The sequence below is a fragment of the Bradyrhizobium jicamae genome, from assembly GCF_001440395.1.
GTDB lineage: Bacteria > Pseudomonadota > Alphaproteobacteria > Rhizobiales > Xanthobacteraceae > Bradyrhizobium > Bradyrhizobium jicamae.
Map to the genome: position 1 here is coordinate 20,438 of NZ_LLXZ01000001.1, position 19,337 is coordinate 39,774.

Sequence of the window (19,337 nt, forward strand, 5' to 3'; positions counted from 1 at the left end):
GAATCAACCACGCCGACGATACCACGATGGGCCGGATTCGAGCGCCTGCGCCGGGCCCGCAAAAGCACCGGTCAGGGGAGAGAACGAAAAAAGGGGCGGCCCGAGAGCCGCCCCTTTGTGTTCTGACGAAAACCTGTCTGGCGAAAATCCGCCGGATCAGTTCGCCGCCTTGGTGGCGGGCTTGTCGACTGCCGCCTTGTCGCCGGTCGCCGGCGCGCTCGCCGTCGACTTGATGCCGTGCAGCAGGTCGGCCGCGGTCTTCAGCGCCTTGTCGTCCTTGGCGTCCGGCGGCACGTAGGACTGCGATCCGGTCTTTTCGTCGCCATCGTTCTTCAGGTGGCCGCGCAGCGAAGCCTCGCCCTTGGTGTCGGTGCGCGACTTCAGCTCATCCGGCACATCCTGCAGCACCTCGATGTCGGGCACGATGCCCTTGGCCTGGATCGACTTGCCGGACGGCGTGTAATAGCGCGCGGTGGTCAGGCGCAGCGCGCCGTTGCCGCTGCCGAGCGGAATGATGGTCTGCACCGAGCCCTTGCCGAACGAGCGGGTGCCGACCAGCGTCGCACGCTTGTGGTCCTGCAGCGCGCCGGCGACGATTTCGGAGGCTGAGGCCGAGCCGCCATTGACCAGTACGATGATCGGCTTGCCCTTCGTCAGGTCGCCCGCATGGGCGGCGCGGCGCTGGGTTTCCTCGGCATTGCGGCCGCGGGTCGAAACGATCTCGCCCTTCTCGAGGAAGGTGTCGGAAACCGTCACCGCCTCCTCCAGCAAACCGCCGGGATTGTTGCGCAGGTCGATGATGAAGCCCTTCAGCTTGTCAGCACCGATCTGGTTGGTGAGGTTGCCGATCTCGCGCTTCAGGCCTTCGGTGGTCTGCTCGTTGAAGGTGGTGACGCGGATATAGGCGATGTCGTCCTGTTCGACGCGCGCACGGACCGAGCGGACGCGGATGTTGTCGCGCACCAGCGTGACTTCGATCGGATTGTCCTGGCCCTTGCGGATGATCTTGAGACGGATCTTGGTGTTGACCGGTCCGCGCATCTTCTCGACCGCCTGGTTGAGGGTGAGACCCTGCACGGCTTCGTCGTCGAGATTGGTGATGATGTCGTTGGCCATGATGCCGGCCTTCGACGCCGGCGTGTCGTCGATCGGCGAGACGACCTTGATCAGACCGTCTTCCATCGTGACCTCGATGCCGAGCCCGCCGAATTCACCGCGGGTCTGCACCTGCATGTCGCGAAAACTCTTCGCGTCCATGTAGCTGGAATGCGGATCGAGGCCGGCCAGCATGCCTGAGATCGCCGACTCGACAAGCTTGCCGTCGTCGGGCTTCTCGACATAGTCGCTGCGCACGCGCTCGAACACGTCGCCGAACAGATTGAGCTGGCGATAGGTGTCCGAGGTTGCGGCACGCGCACTCGATCCCATCAGCACGGAACGAGGCTGGGTGACGAAAAGCGTCAAAGCCGCACCGGTGGCGGCGCTGAGAAGAATTACAGAAGTCTTGCGCATCATCCGCGAACCTTTTCGCCTTCGTTAGCGGCCCACCATGGGCCTGAGTCGATTGGAGTGCCGTCCTTACGGAACTCGACGTAGAGCACCGGCTGACTCGCGGTCGTCGCGAGAATGGATGCGACCTGGGACGTCGTCCCCATGGTCGCGACCGGCTCTCCCGTAAGTACAAATTGGCCGATGTTTACCGAAATGCGCTCCATCCCGGCGATCAGGACATGATACCCGCCCCCGGCATTGAGGATCAAGAGTTGTCCGTAGCTGCGGAAGGGCCCGGCGTAAACAACCCAGCCGTCACACGGGGTTGTGACCTGAGCCCCGGCCCGGGTGGTCAAAGAAATGCCTTTTTCCACGCCACCCGCGCCGTCGGAACCGCCAAAATCGCGAATCTTGCGGCCGTTAACCGGAAAGGCGAACAGTCCCTTCGCAGAAGCGAATGCGATCGCCGGACTGAGCCGGGCGGGATCCTTCAGTGCCCCCAGATTGGGCTTGCCGCCCGGGGCGGGCGGGGCGCCCTGCAGGCTGGCGGTGGCGGCCGCCTTGGCGGCGCTCTTCAGGTCCTGCTCCATTTTCGAGATCAGGCCCTGCAAACTGTCGACCTGCTTGGACAGGTTGATGGCACGCGCGCCTTCGGCCTCCATGTCCTTTTCGATCGCGCTCTGCTTGCGCTGCCGCTCTTCCACCAGCGCCGCCAGCCTGATGGAATCGTCCTTCATCCGGTCGCGGTCCCGGGCCAGCACGTCGCGCTGGTTGGCAATGTCCCTGCGCAGATTCACCAGCTCGGTGAGATCGGCCGTGAGTTTTTCCGCGCGGCCGCGCAACTCGGGCACGACGGACCCAAGCAGCATGGCCGTGCGCAGCGATTGCAGCGCGTCCTCGGGCCGAACCAGCAACGCCGGTGGCGTGCGCCGGCCGGCCCGCTGCAGTGCCGCCAGCACCTCGACGATTTCGGAACGGCGTGAATCGAGCGAAGCGCGGATCTGCATCTCGCGGCTGTCGAGCGGTCGCAGCCGCCCCTCGGTCTCGCCGATGCGGGTCTCGAGGCTGCGCACCTGCGCGGCGATGTCGATGATTTGCTGGTTGAGCTTGGAGCGGTCCTGTCCGATTGCCGCGATGTCGGCTTTCAGTTTCTGTTGCAGCTCGGCGGCCTTGCGCTGCTCCTGGCGCGCCGCCTCCAATTCCTGCTCCCGCTGCTTGAGGGCGTCGGGAGAAACTGCCGTCGCCTGCTGCGCGGGCGCCGCAGGCTGCTGCGCCAGCGCCGGCGATGCCGTGGCGAAGCTTGCGGAAAGCAAGATCAGCGGAAGCGACACGGCTGACATCAGGGACACGCCGCGATCGGCGGTGCCAGGGTATGAATGAATGTCCCGCGTTGAATGCATCCGGCCTATGCTGCGTTGTCTGTATTCACCTCACCGTGCCTTACGCGCGATGGTAGGGGTGGCCGGCCAAAATGGTCGCGGCCCGGTAAATCTGTTCGAGAAGCATGACGCGGACCATTTGATGCGGCCAGGTCGCCGATCCGAACGCAATGCGCGATTTTGCTTTGCGCTGCAATTCGGGCGAAAGTCCGTCCGCGCCTCCAATGGCGAAAATTGTGTTGGCGATCCCTTCATCCCGCCACTGGCCGAGCTGCCGGGCAAACGTCGCGCTATCGATGCTCTTGCCGCGCTCGTCCAGCGCCACCAGCACCGACTTCTCCGGTATCGCCGCCGAAATCGCCGCGGCTTCCTCCGAGATCCGTGTCGCGGTATCGCGCGCGCGGCTTTCCGGAATTTCATGAATCGCAAGGCCGCGGAAGCCGAGCTTGCGGCCGATGTCCTCGAAGCGCTCGCGATAGCGTTCGGCCAGTTCCTGTTCCGGCCCCTGTTTCAGTCGGCCGATTGAGACCACGACAACGCGCATGATTGCTGTTTCTGGCGTGCACTTTTCCAGCACGCGCGCTTTCCGCGCGCGTCAGGCAAACTACATGCGCCTCAGCCGATTCGCATCGGCCGGGCGTTCAGATCGCTGCCGCTGCCGGGTTCTGCGCCCACAACCTTTCAAGGTTGTAGAATTCGCGTACCTCGGGTCTGAACACGTGCACGACCACATCGCCGGAATCGATCAGCACCCAATCGCAATTGGGCAAGCCCTCGACATGGATGTTCTTGATGCCGGTTTCCTTCAGGGCTTTGGTGACGTTTTCCGCGATCGCGCCGACGTGCCGGTTGGCGCGTCCAGTGGTGACGATCATGTAATCGGAAAAGGCGGATTTGCCGCGAAGGTCGATGGTGACCGTTTCTTCCGCCTTCATATCGTCGAGGCGGGAGAGGATCATATTCAGCGTCTTGTCGGCGTCGGGTTGCGCCTTCAAGGCCGCAGCTTGCGTCGATGTTTTACGCGGGGTCTTGGCAGACTTGCCAGGAGTCTTGCTGCCGGGAGTCTTGCTAGTTGCCTTGGGTAAAACAGACTTCGACTTGGACAATACAGATGTGGCCAGGGACCATTCCTTTCACTGTATCGCGAACGCCGAATCCTTAGGCGTCGCGGACCATATTAGGCATGTGGGGTTAATGGTTTCAATATTCCAGTATCCCCACCCGCCGGTTCAGCCTGAACTGTCACTTCTTTGCCTTCCAGCTCCCGTCAGAGTTCCGAAGGCCGGTCGATGACATCTTGAGTTTCATGCCGGTCAGGAAAACCCAGGCCGGCGCCTGCTGATCGGTTAGCCGGGTCGCCTGATTCTCGGGCAATCTGTAGCGCGCCAGCGCCTGGGCGGCGGGCGCGGCGAGCGCCCGGAAACTCTGCGGCGGACGGTCGATCACGGCGATCGGCACTTCGGCCGCGATGCGCCGCCAGTCCTTCCAGCGATGGAACTGTGCGAGGTTGTCGGCGCCCATGATCCAGACGAGGCGCACGCCAGAAACGCGGCGCCGCAGTTGCATGATCGTATCGACAGTGTACCTGGTGCCGATGACAGCTTCGAGACAGCTGATATCGATGCGCGGATCGTCAGCGACCTCAAGTGCGGCTTTCGCGCGCTCGGACAGACCGTGCAGCCGGTCGGTATCCTTCAGCGGATTGCCCGGCGTCAGCAGCCACCAGACGCGATCGAGCTTCAGGCGCTTGATCGCAAACAGGCTGATCGCGCGATGCGCCGCGTGCGGCGGATTGAACGAGCCGCCGAGCAGGCCGATCCGCATGCCGTTGGCGTGAAAAGGGATAGCCTGCGCGGCGGATTGCAGTTGCATCAGCCAGGTCACCGCGGGCGCGGGCTAGAGCTATTTCCGCTTCGATGGAATCGAAACGGAGCTCCAGATTCTTGTTCTGACGCGTTTTCTTGACGCGAACCGGTTTCCACTTCGCTCGAAAACCCTCTGCGGTTCACGGCCGCGTCTGCCCGGTGCCGTGAACACGGTATTTGAAGCTCGTCAGCTGTTCAGCGCCGACCGGGCCGCGGGCGTGGAATTTGCCGGTGGCGATCCCGATCTCCGCGCCGAAGCCGAACTCACCGCCATCGGCGAACTGCGTCGAGGCGTTGTGCAGCACGATCGCCGAGTCGACCTCGCTGAGGAATTTTTCGGCCGCCTTGGCGTCTTCGGCCACGATTGCGTCAGTGTGGCGCGAGCCATGGTTCTGGATATGCGTGATCGCCCCGTCGACACCGTCGACGACGCGCGCGGCGATGACGGCATCGAGATACTCGGTATCCCAATCCTCGTCCGTTGCCGGCTTCACGCGCGCATCGATGTTCTGCACGGCGTCGTCGCCGCGCACCTCGCAGCCGGATTCGAGCAGCATCTCGACCAGCGGCTTGAGCGTCGTCGCGGCGCCCGCGCGATCGACCAGCAGCGTCTCGGCCGCGCCGCAGACGCCGGTGCGGCGCATCTTGGCGTTCAGCACGATCGACCTGGCCATGTCGAGCTTGGCGCTGGCATCGACATAGACGTGGTTGACGCCTTCGAGATGCGCAAACACCGGCACGCGCGCTTCCGCTTCGACGCGTGCCACCAGGCTCTTGCCGCCGCGCGGCACGATCACGTCGATGCCGCCGTTCAATCCCGACAGCATCAGCCCGACAGCCGCGCGGTCGCGCGTCGGCACCAGCGTGATTGCGGCCTCGGGGAGGCCGGCCTCGCGCAGGCCCTGCGAGAGGCATTCGTGTATCGCGCGGCACGAGCGAAAACTGTCGGAGCCGCCGCGCAGGATCACCGCGTTGCCGGACTTCAGGCACAGGACGCCGGCATCAGCCGCGACATTGGGACGGCTCTCGAAGATCACGCCGATCACGCCGAGCGGCACGCGCACGCGCTCGATGGTCATGCCGTTCGGCCGCTGCCAGCTCTCGGTCACGGTGCCGACCGGATCGGGAATGGCGCGCACCGTGGCGACACCATCAGCCATGGAATCGATCCGCGCCGGCGTCAGTGTCAGGCGATCGATGAAGGCCGAGGTCGCGCCTCCGGCGCGGACTTCCGCGACATCCTCGGCATTGGCCGCGAGGATCCTTGCCGAATTGGCGCGGATCGCCCGCGCAATGGCCTCCAGCGCCCGGTCCTTCTGCTCCGGCGGCGCCAGCGCCAGCACCCGCGCGGCGGCGCGCGCTTGCGAAGCGAGGTCGGTCATCAGAGCGGGCAGATCGGCGTTGCCGTCGATTGCCTTCAGGGGGGCGGTCATCGGAGATCTCAGGAGCTAGAGTAAGGCCATGTCCTAGCACGGAAATCCCGCATTTGCGAGGTCCGGAACCGGCATGGCTGGGCGGCTCCGGAGGCCGAAGCTCGGCCAATGGCCTACTTGACCGGGACTGTCCCGGCCGGGCCCACCACCAGATCGTCGCGGTGGATCATCTCCGCCCGTCCGCTGATGCCGAGGATCGCCATCACGTCCGGCGACGAGCGGCCCTTGATCTTCTCGGCATCCTCGGCGTCGTAGGCGACGAGGCCGCGGCCGATTTCGTGGGTATCGGGTCCGCGCACCACTACCGCATCGCCGCGGGCGAACTGGCCGTCGATCCTGATCACGCCGGCCGGCAGCAGGCTTTTGCCGGCGCGGAGGGCCGCGACCGCGCCGGCATCGATGGTCAGCGTGCCCCTAGGCTCCAGTGAGCCCGCGATCCAGCGCTTTCGGGCCGTGACCGGATTGGCGGGCGTCAGGAACCAAGTGCAGCGGCCGCCGTCCGCAATGGCCTGCAGCGGATGCTCGATCTTGCCGGAGGCAATCAGCATATGCGTGCCCGAGGTGGTCGCGATCTTCGCCGCCTCGATCTTGGTGAACATGCCGCCGCGCGACAATTCGGATTCGGCCGCGCCTGCCATGCCCTCGATTTCCGAGGTGACGGATTCGACGACCGGAATCAGTTTTGCGTTCGGGTTGGCGCCGGGCGGCGCGTCATAAAGACCGTCGATGTCGGACAGCAGGATCAGCAAATCGGCGCTCGCCATGGTGGCGACGCGCGCGGCGAGGCGATCATTGTCGCCGTAGCGGATTTCGTTGGTGGCGACCGTGTCGTTTTCGTTGATCACGGGCACCGCGCGCCACTCCAGAAGTTTGGCGATGGTCGAGCGGGCGTTGAGATAACGTCTGCGCTCCTCGGTATCCTGCAGCGTCACCAGGATCTGCCCGGCGCCGATGCCGTGCGCCCCCAGCACTTCCGACCAGATCCGCGCGAGCGCGATCTGGCCTACCGCGGCGGCGCCCTGGCTTTCCTCGAGCTTCAGGGGACCGCGCGGCAACTTCAGGCGGCTGCGGCCGAGCGCGATGGAACCTGATGAAACCACCAGAACGTCGCGGCCTTCACCATGCAGCTTGGCGATATCGGCGACCAGCGCCGACAGCCATTTGGCGCGGACTTCGCCGGCGTTAGAATCGACCAGCAGCGAGGAGCCGACCTTGACGACGATGCGGCGGAAGTTTTTGAGCGCGGGGCGTTTCATGATGCGGTCGAATGAAAGGGATTGTCGGGAAGCAATACGCGCCAGTTCCGCGATTTGGAAGTGGCGCGGCCGCGGCAAGGGCCAGGTTTGAGCTAGCCCTGCGGCGGCGTCACCGGCGCCCACGGCGCCTGCCCACTCTTGGCCTTGAGCGACACCGGGGCCTCGCCGATCACCTCGACCAGCGCGTTGAGCGCTTCCTGCACCCCTTCGCGGGTGGCGGCGGAGAGCAGAAGCGGCGTCTTCTTCGCGGCGCGCTTCAGCCGCTCCTTCTGCTTCTTCAATTCGTCGTGTGCGACCGCATCGATCTTGTTCAGCGCGACGATCTCGATCTTGTCGGCGAGGTGCCCCTCATAGGCCTCGAGCTCGGTACGCACCGTCTTGTAGGCCTTGCCCGCATGCTCACAGGTCGCGTCGATCAGATGCAGCAGCACGCGGCAGCGCTCGACATGGCCGAGAAAGCGGTCGCCGAGGCCGGCGCCTTCATGCGCGCCCTCGATCAGGCCGGGAATGTCGGCGAGCACGAATTCGCGGCCCTGCGCGTTCACGACGCCGAGCTGCGGATGCAGCGTGGTGAAGGGATAGTCGGCGATCTTCGGTTTCGCCGCGCTGACGACGGAGAGGAGGGTCGATTTGCCGGCATTGGGCAGGCCGACGAGGCCGGCATCCGCAATCAGTTTCAGCCGCAGCCAGATCCAGCGCTCCTCGCCTTCCTGTCCCGGATTGGCGTTGCGCGGCGCGCGGTTGGTCGAGGATTTGAAATGCGCGTTGCCGAAGCCGCCATTGCCGCCCAGCGCCAGCACGAACTTTTCGCCGAGCTCGGTGAAGTCGTGGATCAGCGTCTCGCGATCCTCGTCAAAAATCTGCGTACCGACCGGCACCTTGAGCACGATCGATTTGCCGTTGGCGCCATGGCGGTCCTTGCCCATGCCATTGGTGCCCTTCTGCGCCTTGAAGTGCTGCTGGTAGCGGTAATCGATCAGCGTGTTCAGCCCGTCGACCACCTCGACGATGACGTCGCCGCCACGGCCGCCATTGCCGCCGGAGGGGCCGCCGAACTCGATGAACTTCTCACGGCGGAACGCCACGCAGCCGTTGCCGCCGTCGCCGGAGCGGATATAGACCTTTGCTTCGTCAAGGAATTTCATGATCGCCACTAGGTAGGGCAGGGGGCGCCGGACGGCAACCCTCAAGCGGTACCACATTGGCAAAAAGCCTTAATTTTCGGGCTTTTTTCGGCTCTAGCCGATAGCAGGCGCGTTTACCTTCGCAAGCGCCGGCGCTTCCGCCGCGCCCTGCATCATCACTGGGCTCGTTCCCATTTGGTCATGGCCTCGCGGAACATCTGCTCGCCACGATAGCCTTTCTCGACCGCAAGGATGCCGCGGCGCTGACTGGCGTAGAATATCGGAATATCGAACCATGGCCGTTGCTTCAAAAGCTGCACATTGCGCGCACCATCGGCTTCGTGGCCCGACAGGCCGACCAGAAATGAACCGTCGGCGACCTTGACTGTCTGACCGACTAGCGGGACGCCTCTTGCCCGTTCGGAGATCTTCAGCAGTATGCCTGGTACGGAGACGACTGCGCCGCGGGCAGCCTCATTCGCCTGCACAAAGGTTATTTCCACGAAGTGACGCGCCGCGGCGATAGTGGTGTGGGGCCGTTACGTCTGGACAGGCCTCCGTCGGATCAAAAATTTCTGCATTCCCTCCAGCACCAATTCCTTGCGCTGGTTGAACACGGTCGAACGCAGCGTCACCACGCCGGTGCTGCGGCCGGGGACGAGTTCGATGACTTCGAGCGCGGGGTAGATGGTGTCGCCGGCATAGACCGGCTTCAGGAACTTGCTCGACTGTTCGAGGAAGCCGACCAGCGATTCCTCGACGATATAGGGAAACAGGCCCGCGCCCGGCGCGGTGTGGACTAGGGTCTGGAAGCCGTGCGCGAGCAGGTCCGGCATGCCGCGGGCGCGACAATATTCGACGTCGTAGTGGATCGGATGGGTGTCGCCGCTCGCGGTCTGGAACGCGGCGAACACCGCCGACGTCTGGGTCCGGCTCGGAATCACGAAGCGTTCGCCGAGCACGAAATCCTCGAACCAGCGCTGTTCGCTTACCATGCGGTGCTGGGCGGGGTCGAAGTCGGTCATGTCGATTTCCTGTGGCGCTTCTCGGAGGGTGTACCGGTATCGCAGAGCACGGCCGCTGCGACAATTGGTTCAATTCGTCGTGCCCGGGCTTGTCCCAGGCGTCCACTTGCTTAAAACAGCGGCACAAGAACGTGGAGGGCCGAAGCACGTCCGGCCGTCACTGGGAACCACCGGAAAACGTCACGCCCGCCAATGAGCCTGTTCGCCAAAATTTCTACCTATGACGAGCGTTCGGCGCGGCTGGCCGGCATCGGCTTGATGCTGCTGTCGATCTTCATGTTCTCGTTCGGCGATGCGCTCGGAAAATTCATGGTCGCGACCTATTCGGTCGGGCAGTTGTTGTGGCTGCGCGCCTGCGCGGCGCTGCTCGTGCTGTTGCCGGTGATCTGGAAGCAGCGCGCCGAGTTCAATCGCATCGAGCGGCCATGGCTGCAGTTGTTGCGCGTGACGCTCTCGACGCTCGAGGTCGCGGCGTTCTTTCTCGCCACCGTCTATTTGCCGCTCGCCGACGTCATCACATATTATTTGGCTTCGCCGATCTTCGTCACCGCGCTGTCAGGCATCGTGCTCGGCGAGCGCGTCGGCTGGCGGCGCTGGACTGCAATCCTGATCGGGTTCTGCGGCGTGCTGATCGCGCTGCGCCCGTCGACGCAGACGGTAAGCTGGCCGGCGATGATCGCGCTCGGCGGCAGCCTGTCGTTTGCGCTCCTGATGCTGATCACGCGCTCGCTGCGGAACACGCCGGATATCGTGCTGACGACGTCGCAGTTCGGCGGCACCTTTCTGCTCGGCGCGCTGATGTCGCCGATCGGCTGGGTGACGCCGACGCTCGGCAGCCTCGGCCTGTTTGCCGCGGCGGGCGTGATTTCCGTCGTTGCGCTGTTGTGCATCAATCGTTCGCTGAAGCTGGCGCCGGCCAGCGTCGTGGTGCCGTATCAATATTCGATGATCGTATGGGCCGTGATCTTCGGCTTCGTGGTGTGGGGCGACGTGCCGTCGGTCTCGACGCTGATCGGCGCGGCGATCATCATCGGTGCGGGAATCTATATCTTCATGCGCGAGCAGAAGTTGGGCCGCGAGGAAGCGGTGGTCAATCCGCCGGCGTGATTCTGTTGCTTACCCTCCCTTGGAGGGGGAGGGTCGGCTCGCATGAGCGAAGCGAAATGAGAGACGGGGTGGGGTGATCTCTCCACTCGGGCACTGTTGGGTCTGGAGAGACCGTCACCCCACCCCGCCGCTTCGCGGCGACCCACGAGCGAGCTTCGCTCGTCTCGGACCCCTCCAGGGGAGGGTGCGAACTACCCGCTACCTCCGCGTCGAGCTTCCCCAGTTCTTCAGTGATGCCCACACGCCGCGCGTCAGGCGGAAGCGGTCGACCGGGGTTGACGATCCCAGCGCCTCGAAGCGGTGCAACTCGACGCCGCTCCACTGGAAGCCGCATTTCTCCAGGATGTTGCGCGACGCCGGGTTGGCGACGCGGGCGCCTGAAATCAGGTGCTCGGCATCGAACTCCTCGAAGAAGAAATCGATCATCGCGCGCGCGGCTTCGGTGCCGAAGCCCTGGCCCCAATGCGCGACGCCGAGCCAGTAGCCGAGTTCCGGCGCGTCCGGCTCGCTGCCGTCGATGCCGACCATGCCGATCGGCGAATAATTCTGTTCGATCAGAAACACCGTCTCGCTGTTGTCGGCGGCCTTGGCGCGCACGAACTCGACCGCATGATCCTGCAGATAGGGATACGGCAGGCGGCGGGTGTTTTCCGCTATGCGGCGATCATTGGCGAGATGCGCAATCGCTTTTACGTCCGCGAGCGTCGGCCGGCGCAACGTCAGCCGCTCGGTCTCGAGGACGCAGCTACTCGTCTGACGCAAGGGCGAGGTTTGGATCGGGATGTCCTGCAACATGTCGGGCTCCTGATTGCGAAAATGCGCAAATTAAAAAGGGGAGGCCGGTTTCCCGCCTCCCCTGGAGCCCTTTTCGACTCCGCCGGTTCAACAGGACCCGGCGGACTCGAATTTTGTCCACCGTCTATTCGGCCGCCTCCGTCATCGGGACTACCGATACGAAAGTGCGACCATTGGCTTTTGCGCGAAACTCGACATGACCTTCGACCTTGGCAAAGAGAGTATGGTCGGTGCCCATGCCGACATTAAGGCCGGGGTGCCAGGTGGTGCCGCGTTGACGCGCGATAATGTTTCCGGGAATCACGTGTTCGCCGCCGTACGCCTTGATGCCAAGGCGCTTGCCCGCTGAATCGCGACCGTTGCGCGATGAACCGCCTGCTTTTTTGTGAGCCATGGCCCGTCTCCGACTTCTCGAATATTTCTAGATCAATTCCTTGACGGAATCATTTCACTTTTTCTCACGCCTCAACTTTTCGTAGAGGCGCGTTACTTCTCGCTTTTGCCCTTCGCGGCGGCCTTCTTGGCCGGGGCCTTCTTTGCCGCGGGCTTCGCCGCGGCTTTTTTCGCGGGCGCCTTCTTCTTGGCCGGCGCCTCGTCGCCCTCGGCGGCAGGAGCAGCGACCTTTTCCTTCTTCGGCCGCGGGCCGATCGAAGGCTTGGCATTATCGGTCAGGATCTCGGTGATGCGAAGCACCGTGATCTCGTCGCGATAGCCGCGCTTGCGGCGCGAATTCTTGCGGCGACGCTTCTTGAACGCGATCACCTTGGGGCCGCGCTTGTGGTCCAGCACTTCGGCCGCGACGGTAGCGCCTGCCACGGTCGGCGTGCCCAGCACCGGCGTGTCACCGCCGACCACCAGAACTTCACCAAGCTGCACGATCGTGCCGACGTCGCCGGCGATCTTGCCTATCTCGAGCACATCATCCGGAACGACGCGGTATTGCCGGCCGCCGGTTTTGATGACTGCGAACATCGTTTTTTTCCTTCGTGTTCGATCCCGGCCTCGGACATATTCCCAACAGGGTTGCCCGGGTCGGCTTTTTGGTCAGTCGTTATGGGTACGATTTTCGCGCGGCCGGGGAGCAAACCCCTTGAGATTTCGCGCAAAAACAAGCGGCGCGAGAAATCCCGCGCCGGATGCGGGGACTTATAGCCGGACAATGCCGGGAGTCAAGGCGAAATGGCCCAAAAAGCCGCCAAAAATGAAGGATTTGGGCCGAAAAGGGCGAATAGGGAGTAGCGAATAGCGAGCAGTGGTTCTATTCGCCATTCGCCCTCTCGTTTGAAACCAATGGGTTCCCCGCCCGTTATCGCCGACGAGAGATCCGGCAGGGCGAGGGTAATGGCAGAAGACACCGGTACGACCACGGGCATCGCCCGTCACGGGGCCACCCGCCTGCCGTCGGTCGAGGTCGACAGTTTCAACGTCGAATTGAAGGACGACGAGGGCTTTCTCGGCGACCGTGCCAGCAAGGGGGCTTTCCGCAAGATTCTGGACGACCTCCGCAAGCCGCTGAAGAAAAACGGCGACGATCCCTTGGGGAAGAAATCCAGCGGCGAGATCGCGAAAAGCGAGCTGGACGCGGCATTGTCGGGCGACGATGTCGACGCCGCCGCGCTGGTGCACGGCGCGATCGAGGAATTCGCCCAGGAGCTGGCCTATGTGACGGGGCGGTTTCTCAAGACCAAGACGTGGGCAGATACCGAGTGCATCGTGGTCGGCGGCGGTTTCCGGCAGAGCCGCGTCGGCGAGCTCGCGATTGCCCGCACCGACATCATTCTCAAGGCGGAGGATTTCGACGTCGATCTGGTGCCGATCCGCTTTCATCCCGATAATGCCGGCCTGATCGGGACGCTGCATCTGGCCCCGTCCTGGATCTTCGAGGGCCATGACAGCATCCTCGCGGTCGATATCGGCGGCACCAACATTCGTTGCGGCGTGGTGGAAACGCGCTGGAAGAAGGCACCCGATCTTTCCAAGGCGGAAGTGTGGAAGTCCGAGCTATGGCGGCACGCCGACGATGAGCCGACGCGCGAAGGCGCGGTCAAGCGGCTGGTCAAGATGCTGAAGGATCTGATCGCGACCGCTGAGACCGAAGGCCTGAAGCTCGCGCCATTCATCGGTATCGCGTGCCCCGGTGTCATCAACGAGGACGGCTCGATCGAAAAGGGCGCGCAGAATCTGCCTGGCAATTGGGAAAGCTCGAAGTTCAACCTGCCGGCCAGCCTGGTGGAGGCGATCCCGCAGATCGGCGATCACGATACTGCCGTGCTGATGCACAATGACGGCGTGGTGCAGGGTCTCTCCGAGGTTCCCTTCATGCAGGATGTCGAGCGTTGGGGCGTGCTGACGATCGGCACCGGACTCGGCAATGCGCGCTTCACCAACCGGCGGAAAGACGAGAAAAAAGCCAAGAAGAGCAAGGATTAGCGCCAAAGCGGGATGACTTTTCTTCGAATCGTCATCCCGCTTTATCACTTTTTTTGAGCATGATCTTTTCGGAAAACCGGTGCCCACTTTTCCGGATCATGCTCTGGCATTAACGTTTTGCGCGGGTAGTAAGGTTGACTGGTTAGGTTAAAATCTACTTCGCGTTGCCGTTTCGCGGCGCCTTGCTACCGTCGCCCGCGTCGCTCCGCTGACCGGCGAAGCCGCACTTCCCGGCCAGAATTTCAAAGCAGCGGCACGGGACCGTCAGTTTTTGTCGCGTCTGGCGGTCCCACCCCATTTTCATCAACCTTCCATCCGCGGTTAACGCCAGCCGACGCGTTCGAAGAACGCTGCAACCTCCGACGCTGCGCGATCGGGGTCTTCGCGATGCGGGAAATGTCCGACGTCAGGAAACATCGCGAGATCGAGATCGGCGAAGGTTTCGCCGAGTCGGTCGGTCCAGGCATAGGGAAACAGCGGATCATGCTCCGCCCAGCGAACGCAGGTCGGCAGCTCGATCGGCGGCGCCGGAGGCGCTTCGCCTTTCAGCATCTTCATTCGCCCGGCATGGGCCGCGCGATAATAGGCAAAGCCGCCAGCGAGATTGCCGGCCTTCATGAAATTGTCGGTGAAAGCCTCGATCACCTCGTCGAACGCCTGTTTCCGATGCGTCCAGTGTTTCAGGAAGTAGCTGATATAGGCGCGGCAGCTTTCCCGCGTCGCGCCGACCAGCGTTGGCGCGATCTCCAGCTGGTTGAACGACTGGTACCAGATGTTGTTGAGCCGGTCCGGTTCCGCCATGCGCGGCCCGATGCCGGGATAGACGAAGTCGAAGAAGAACAATCCGGCGATGCGACTTGGCGTGGTGCGCGCCAGCGGCTGCATCAATCCGCCGCCGACGTCATGGCCGACGATGCCGGCCTGCTTGAGGCCAAGCGCATCCATCAACGCCAGAATGTCGGCGGCGTGCTGATCGGGGCCGTGCGGCCCATCCGGCTTGTCGCTGTCGCCAAAGCCGCGGAGATCCGGGGCGTATAGTGTGAAGCGGTCGGCGAGCCGCGTCATTACCGGCTCCCAGCTCAGCCAGAATTCCGGCCAGCCATGCAACAACAATAGCGGCCGCCCGCTCCCGGTTTGTGCGACATGGAACGCCGCTCCGTTGGCCCGAACCGTCAGATGCTCCATTTCCGGCTCCCTTTTGCGCTTCTGCCCTCGGAATTCTTGTGCTCCGCGCCTTGTCTGTCCCGCCATCCTCGCATAGAACACGGCCCGACCACGCGGCCGATTCCGGCCCGTCTTGGCGCCTGGAGAGGTGGCAGAGTGGTTGAATGCACCGCACTCGAAATGCGGCATAGGTGCAAGCCTATCGGGGGTTCGAATCCCTCCCTCTCCGCCATGAAGATCCATAAGCGCTTGCACGGGTTGGATTTTCTTTCTCAGCCTGTTTCTCATACCACATTTGGCCCCACATTTACTCTTGGATGGCTTTGGACTTTCGTGGTCCTCCTCGGCCCTTTGAACTTGGTCAATCATCCCAGCGATAGCTACCCGGAGTAGCCTCGCGAGCATCAAGAAATAGGGCCGAGAGATGATAAATACTCGGCAGGCTAACGCATCTCGATGGATCGCCACTTGAGCGCGTCTGCTACTTTATGGAGGCAGATTGCGCGGCAATTACCGTGGCAGATGGTCAACCACGCCCAATACAGACCAACACCAAATCCAACAAACACTCGACGGATACGCCCAACTCATAACGGACAGGATCAAACAAGGCTGGTCATGCTACTTGGTGACCGTCCTGTTCTCCCAGCTACCGGGCACACGATCAGTGATCATCAGTCGGATGAAACAAGAGGTCCAACGCGTCTATTCGACCCTCATCACGAGAGTACATCGCAAGCCTCGAACAGCCTCTCCCGATGAACTTCCAATCTTGATCGGTGCGGTAGATCTTCCCGTTTACAAGACTGACCGCTCTACAGCGCATTTGGTTCGATGTAACGGCGGACTACACTTTCACGCCATGATCTTGGTCCCCGACCGATCGCGACTGCGCGAGCCACTCCAAGATCATTTCCACGCTTGCGCACGTCTCTATGGGACGGACGGGGCAATCTCCAGAATCGATGTTCGTCCCGTGGCAGATGGCTATGCGCGCGTGGTCGACTACGTCTTCAAGACGATAAAGGGGGGCAGCATCTCGTACGACGAGGGCGTATTAATCCTGCCAAGGGCACGCGACGAGCTGACATCGGGGCGGCTTAAACGTTCTGCCGCGGACCGTCCGACAGTCGCTTCCAGTTTTTACCGAGTAAAACGGCCTTCCAATGCCAACCTTTAGGAGTAGCGCGTGCTACGGGGCTGATAGCAACCGGTTAACCAAGTATCATCAGTCTCGGAAGGCCATTCCGCTGATCGTTGAGAACGTTCAACAATGGCAGCCGCTTGCCCGATCTGATGATAGAAGAGATCATAGATCATCAGCGATTTCTGTAATCCACGTGTGTGTTGAGGGTGGAAAATGGCATCGCACGGATCCGGGGATTCGCCATTTCAGAAGCTGAGATCTCCCGTTCTATAGGATCGTGGACACTGTCCCCGTACAGCCATCGTTGCGTGCCCTAGATGAGTAAGCCCGCAGGTCATATTGCTGGGATACGGGCGTTGGCGGAGCTTCGGCGGCCACGCTGCGGAACGTCTCCTTGCAGTGCGAACAACAGGATGCCTAGCGGATCAATACCGCAATGCGTCTAACCCAGTTACCCATTCGAGCTCACGCCCACTTCGGCCACTAAACTGTCAGTTGCAGTCTACTTCATCTGGAAGTAGTATTGATTGCTAGCCTAAGCGGCAAGCGATCTCAGGGATGAGATAGATCACTATCACGACGTGTGTCGCACGCGGAAGAGTCCTCGGCTCTCGAGGCAAATATGATCTTACCGAGTTTCGCTTCAAAGCAATAATAAATGCAAATTCAACGCGAGCCTTTTCGAACCGAGCTAGCGGAGACGACAGACGGCTGGGGAGTTGAGGTTGGAGATTCAGACGTAACAGAATTCTGCCGCCGGATATGCTGCCACTCGTGAAACTACGCGGTTTTTTACGAGAGGGACACTATGGAAATCAGAATCACGCAGGTGCGCGCGATACTAAATCGCCTTGCCGATGGGCACAGGGAACCACGTCACTCTGGGAAGGCCCGCTTCTGGAATCTTTCTCGAGACGAGTTTGTGAACGGGCCAATATATCAGAAGAAGCCAATCGACCCCGGAAAGCCGCAAGAATCCTTCCTTGTCAAAATTCTCAAAGGACCCGTCGATGGCTTCGCTCAGATGCCCGCGGGAGGACCATACATCAGCGCCGGCGACCTTACGTTCATCGAACAATGGATAGCTGATGGCGCCCCGGACATGGATGCAGAGGCTGTAAAGGCACTCGCTTCGTAGTATTAGCAACTCGGGCAAAACCAATGATGATCCGAGAACTTATGGCCGTGCCTGACGGCAAGCGCGGCGTAAGGTGGCTAAAGGAAAGCATCCGGGCCGCAATTAAACTCGAGTTCGCAACCGTTCCGCCATACTTGACGGCGATGTGGTCGATCGTGGACCCCAATGATCCCGTGGCACGAACAATCCGTGAAGTGGTCGTGGAAGAGATGCTGCACATGGGTCTCATGTGCAATATGATGGTTGCATTAGGTGAAACTCCGGCACTCGACGCACCAGATTTTGTCCCTTCTTACCCGGGCGCTTTACCTGGCGACGTGAATCCAGATCTAACGATCGCGCTCCGGCGACTTACCCCTTCGCAATTAAAGGTGTTCATGGATATTGAGTATCCAGAAGGAGGACCAATCACCACGTTAGCGCTGCGCACATTCGAGACTATTGGAGCATTTTATGCGGCTCTGCTGTCAGAGTTTGAGGCCGCAAATCCCACTCTCGATGTTACAAAGCAGCGTCAAGAACCGATTTCGGGCGTTTTCAGAATGAGCCAGCTAGCTGATGTGCGCCGAGCCATCGACATCATTCGTCATCAGGGCGAGGGATCAAAGCAATCACCCGAAGAGGAAGGAATGTCAGGCCGTCTAGCGCATTTTTACCAATTCCGAGAGGTCTACATCGGGAATAAATACGTTCGAGATTCGGCTACTATGACGTGGGGCCATACCGGAGCGCCCGTGCTGATGCCAAGCGTCTTTCCGATGGCCGATATTCCGACAAGCGGTTATCAACAGACTGACGTACAAGACTCAGCTGTAAGATCTCTTATTGAGCAATTCGATATCTCGTACTCGTCCATGTTGCGCCAACTCAGAACGGCATGGGAAGACCAAAGCGCTCCCCTCGGCGATTTCTCGGCGACCGATCCGATCCAGACAATGTTCAACCTGGGTCCCCTTGCCCGTGAACTGATGCAAAAACAAATTCGGCCCGACAACGCTGCAACCTACGGCCCTTGTTTTCGGCTCGTGAGCAGATGACAAACTTGTGGAGCGCCCGAAGAAACTCCGGGTGGTTCATTGCCCCACTTCTCGCAAGGCCCTTCTTTCTCTCAGCGTTACTGCTTAGCGCTGGATAACGAAAATGGAGTTGAAGCATCAGGGTCTAACTCAAGGAATTTAGCGGAGCCGCGTGACCAAAACTTGCAAATTTCGAGGAAGCTCGACATGAAAGCAAAGCTCCTTCTGGCGATTTTCACGATAGGAGTAGGAACACTCGCAATAGCCCAAGAGAATTTTGGTCGTTTCGAAAATTCGCCTAAATTGGAATTTGTGGTTGAAGGTCCGGGTAAGGGGCGAGACATGAGACTTCTAGAGGACTTCACCTATATCGACCCAGGTGGAGGCGAATGGACGGCCAAGAAGGAATTTCAGACGAATGGCGCATCGATTCCGCAAGTGTTCTGGTCCTTCGTTGGCGGGCCGTTTGATGGGCCCTATCGTAGCGCTGCAATTATCCACGATTGGTTTTGCGACAAAAAGGACAGGCGCTGGCAAGATGTCCACCGTGTTTTCTACTACGCGAGCCGTGCAGCAGGCGTCGGGGAAATAAAAGCCAAGATACTTTATGCTGCAGTTATGTTCGGCGGCCCCCGATGGGGAAAAGGAAAATCTCAGTGTTACGCCAGTTGCCATGGAGCGGCTGGAATGACGGAAGAACGTGGAGTGACGGTCTTATCACCGACACTCAGCAAAGAAGGTGCGCAAGAGATCGTTGATTGGGTGAAGAAGGAGAATCCATCCCTCGACGATATAGACAGACGGACGAAGCTTGCTCACGGCTTAGCGTCTTTTGAGTGAGATGGTACTTCTAACTACGCGACCCGATATGCACTGTAGGTCAGCTGTCAATCTAGACTATGCTTCTGCTCGTTGATCCAGTTAGGATTTCAACAGCGCTCCGCCACTGTCACGCCTCCCTGACAAG

At 61.3% G+C, this 19,337-nt stretch carries 19 protein-coding genes and 1 tRNA gene; 6 read left to right on the plus strand and 14 right to left on the minus strand.

Annotation, left to right across the window (positions count from 1 at the left end; all coding sequences use genetic code 11):
* Positions 1-156: 156 nt before the first annotated feature.
* From CQ12_RS00100 to CQ12_RS00145, 10 genes are all read right to left on the minus strand, one after another.
* A complete protein-coding gene (locus tag CQ12_RS00100) occupies positions 157-1,515 on the minus strand; it encodes a S41 family peptidase (protein WP_057833334.1) in 1,359 nt (452 codons plus the stop codon).
* Positions 1,512-2,831, minus strand: coding sequence for a murein hydrolase activator EnvC family protein (locus CQ12_RS00105; RefSeq protein ID WP_057833360.1), 1,320 nt, complete (start codon positions 2,829-2,831; stop codon positions 1,512-1,514). The genes CQ12_RS00100 and CQ12_RS00105 overlap by 4 nt, the downstream gene beginning before the upstream one ends.
* A 100-nt stretch (positions 2,832-2,931) precedes the next feature.
* Positions 2,932-3,414, minus strand: a complete 483-nt coding sequence (rlmH, locus tag CQ12_RS00110) for a 23S rRNA (pseudouridine(1915)-N(3))-methyltransferase RlmH (RefSeq protein WP_057833335.1) — start codon at positions 3,412-3,414, stop codon at positions 2,932-2,934.
* 97 nt (positions 3,415-3,511) lie between these two features.
* Positions 3,512-3,865, minus strand: coding sequence for a ribosome silencing factor (gene rsfS / locus CQ12_RS00115; RefSeq protein ID WP_057833336.1), 354 nt, complete (start codon positions 3,863-3,865; stop codon positions 3,512-3,514).
* Positions 3,866-4,112: 247 nt separating this feature from the next.
* The gene (locus CQ12_RS00120) at positions 4,113-4,742 is read right to left on the minus strand and encodes a nicotinate-nucleotide adenylyltransferase (protein WP_057833361.1); all 630 of its coding nucleotides are present in this window, start codon (positions 4,740-4,742) and stop codon (positions 4,113-4,115) included.
* Between the two features lie 133 nt (positions 4,743-4,875).
* Complete coding sequence (locus CQ12_RS00125; RefSeq protein ID WP_057833337.1) at positions 4,876-6,168, minus strand: glutamate-5-semialdehyde dehydrogenase; 1,293 nt, start codon at positions 6,166-6,168, stop codon at positions 4,876-4,878.
* Positions 6,169-6,281: 113 nt separating this feature from the next.
* A complete protein-coding gene (proB, locus tag CQ12_RS00130; RefSeq protein WP_057833338.1) occupies positions 6,282-7,424 on the minus strand; it encodes a glutamate 5-kinase in 1,143 nt (380 codons plus the stop codon).
* Between the two features lie 92 nt (positions 7,425-7,516).
* A complete protein-coding gene (gene obgE, locus CQ12_RS00135) occupies positions 7,517-8,569 on the minus strand; it encodes a GTPase ObgE (protein ID WP_057833362.1) in 1,053 nt (350 codons plus the stop codon).
* Between the two features lie 155 nt (positions 8,570-8,724).
* Positions 8,725-9,051, minus strand: coding sequence for a hypothetical protein (locus CQ12_RS00140; protein ID WP_057833339.1), 327 nt, complete (start codon positions 9,049-9,051; stop codon positions 8,725-8,727).
* Positions 9,052-9,087: 36 nt separating this feature from the next.
* Positions 9,088-9,573 (minus strand): MaoC family dehydratase, encoded by a 486-nt coding sequence (locus tag CQ12_RS00145; RefSeq protein ID WP_057833340.1) that lies wholly within the window; start codon positions 9,571-9,573, stop codon positions 9,088-9,090.
* Positions 9,574-9,765: 192 nt separating this feature from the next.
* Between CQ12_RS00145 and CQ12_RS00150 the strand changes: the two genes are divergently transcribed.
* Complete coding sequence (locus CQ12_RS00150; protein WP_057833341.1) at positions 9,766-10,680, plus strand: DMT family transporter; 915 nt, start codon at positions 9,766-9,768, stop codon at positions 10,678-10,680.
* Between the two features lie 198 nt (positions 10,681-10,878).
* Here CQ12_RS00150 and CQ12_RS00155 read toward each other — a convergent pair whose 3' ends face one another.
* The 3 genes from CQ12_RS00155 to rplU all read right to left on the minus strand — a co-directional run bounded on the left by CQ12_RS00155 (position 10,879) and on the right by rplU (position 12,447).
* The gene (locus CQ12_RS00155) at positions 10,879-11,475 is read right to left on the minus strand and encodes a GNAT family N-acetyltransferase (RefSeq protein WP_057833342.1); all 597 of its coding nucleotides are present in this window, start codon (positions 11,473-11,475) and stop codon (positions 10,879-10,881) included.
* A 124-nt stretch (positions 11,476-11,599) separates the two neighbouring features.
* Positions 11,600-11,869: a 50S ribosomal protein L27 gene (gene rpmA, locus CQ12_RS00160; RefSeq protein ID WP_028348532.1), complete on the minus strand. Its 270-nt coding sequence runs from the start codon at positions 11,867-11,869 to the stop codon at positions 11,600-11,602.
* Positions 11,870-11,961: 92 nt separating this feature from the next.
* A complete protein-coding gene (gene rplU / locus CQ12_RS00165) occupies positions 11,962-12,447 on the minus strand; it encodes a 50S ribosomal protein L21 (RefSeq protein ID WP_057833343.1) in 486 nt (161 codons plus the stop codon).
* Positions 12,448-12,816: 369 nt separating this feature from the next.
* On the opposite strand from rplU, the gene CQ12_RS00170 reads away from it, so the two are divergent.
* Positions 12,817-13,905 (plus strand): ROK family protein, encoded by a 1,089-nt coding sequence (locus CQ12_RS00170; RefSeq protein ID WP_057833344.1) that lies wholly within the window; start codon positions 12,817-12,819, stop codon positions 13,903-13,905.
* Between the two features lie 321 nt (positions 13,906-14,226).
* On the opposite strand, the gene CQ12_RS00175 is transcribed toward CQ12_RS00170, so the two are convergent.
* The gene (locus tag CQ12_RS00175; RefSeq protein WP_057833345.1) at positions 14,227-15,090 is read right to left on the minus strand and encodes an alpha/beta fold hydrolase; all 864 of its coding nucleotides are present in this window, start codon (positions 15,088-15,090) and stop codon (positions 14,227-14,229) included.
* A 121-nt stretch (positions 15,091-15,211) separates the two neighbouring features.
* On the opposite strand from CQ12_RS00175, the gene CQ12_RS00180 reads away from it, so the two are divergent.
* The 4 genes from CQ12_RS00180 (at position 15,212) to CQ12_RS00200 (ending at position 19,210) form a co-directional block, all read left to right on the plus strand.
* Positions 15,212-15,301 (plus strand) — tRNA-Ser (locus CQ12_RS00180).
* Between the two features lie 1,723 nt (positions 15,302-17,024).
* Entirely contained in the window at positions 17,025-17,354 is a 330-nt protein-coding gene (locus CQ12_RS00190) for a hypothetical protein (protein ID WP_057833347.1), read from the plus strand.
* Between the two features lie 23 nt (positions 17,355-17,377).
* On the plus strand, positions 17,378-18,391 hold the full coding sequence (locus CQ12_RS00195; protein ID WP_057833348.1) for a ferritin-like domain-containing protein: 1,014 nt from the start codon (positions 17,378-17,380) through the stop codon (positions 18,389-18,391).
* Positions 18,392-18,577: 186 nt separating this feature from the next.
* Positions 18,578-19,210, plus strand: a complete 633-nt coding sequence (locus tag CQ12_RS00200; RefSeq protein ID WP_057833349.1) for a DUF1353 domain-containing protein — start codon at positions 18,578-18,580, stop codon at positions 19,208-19,210.
* Positions 19,211-19,337 lie beyond the last annotated feature (127 nt).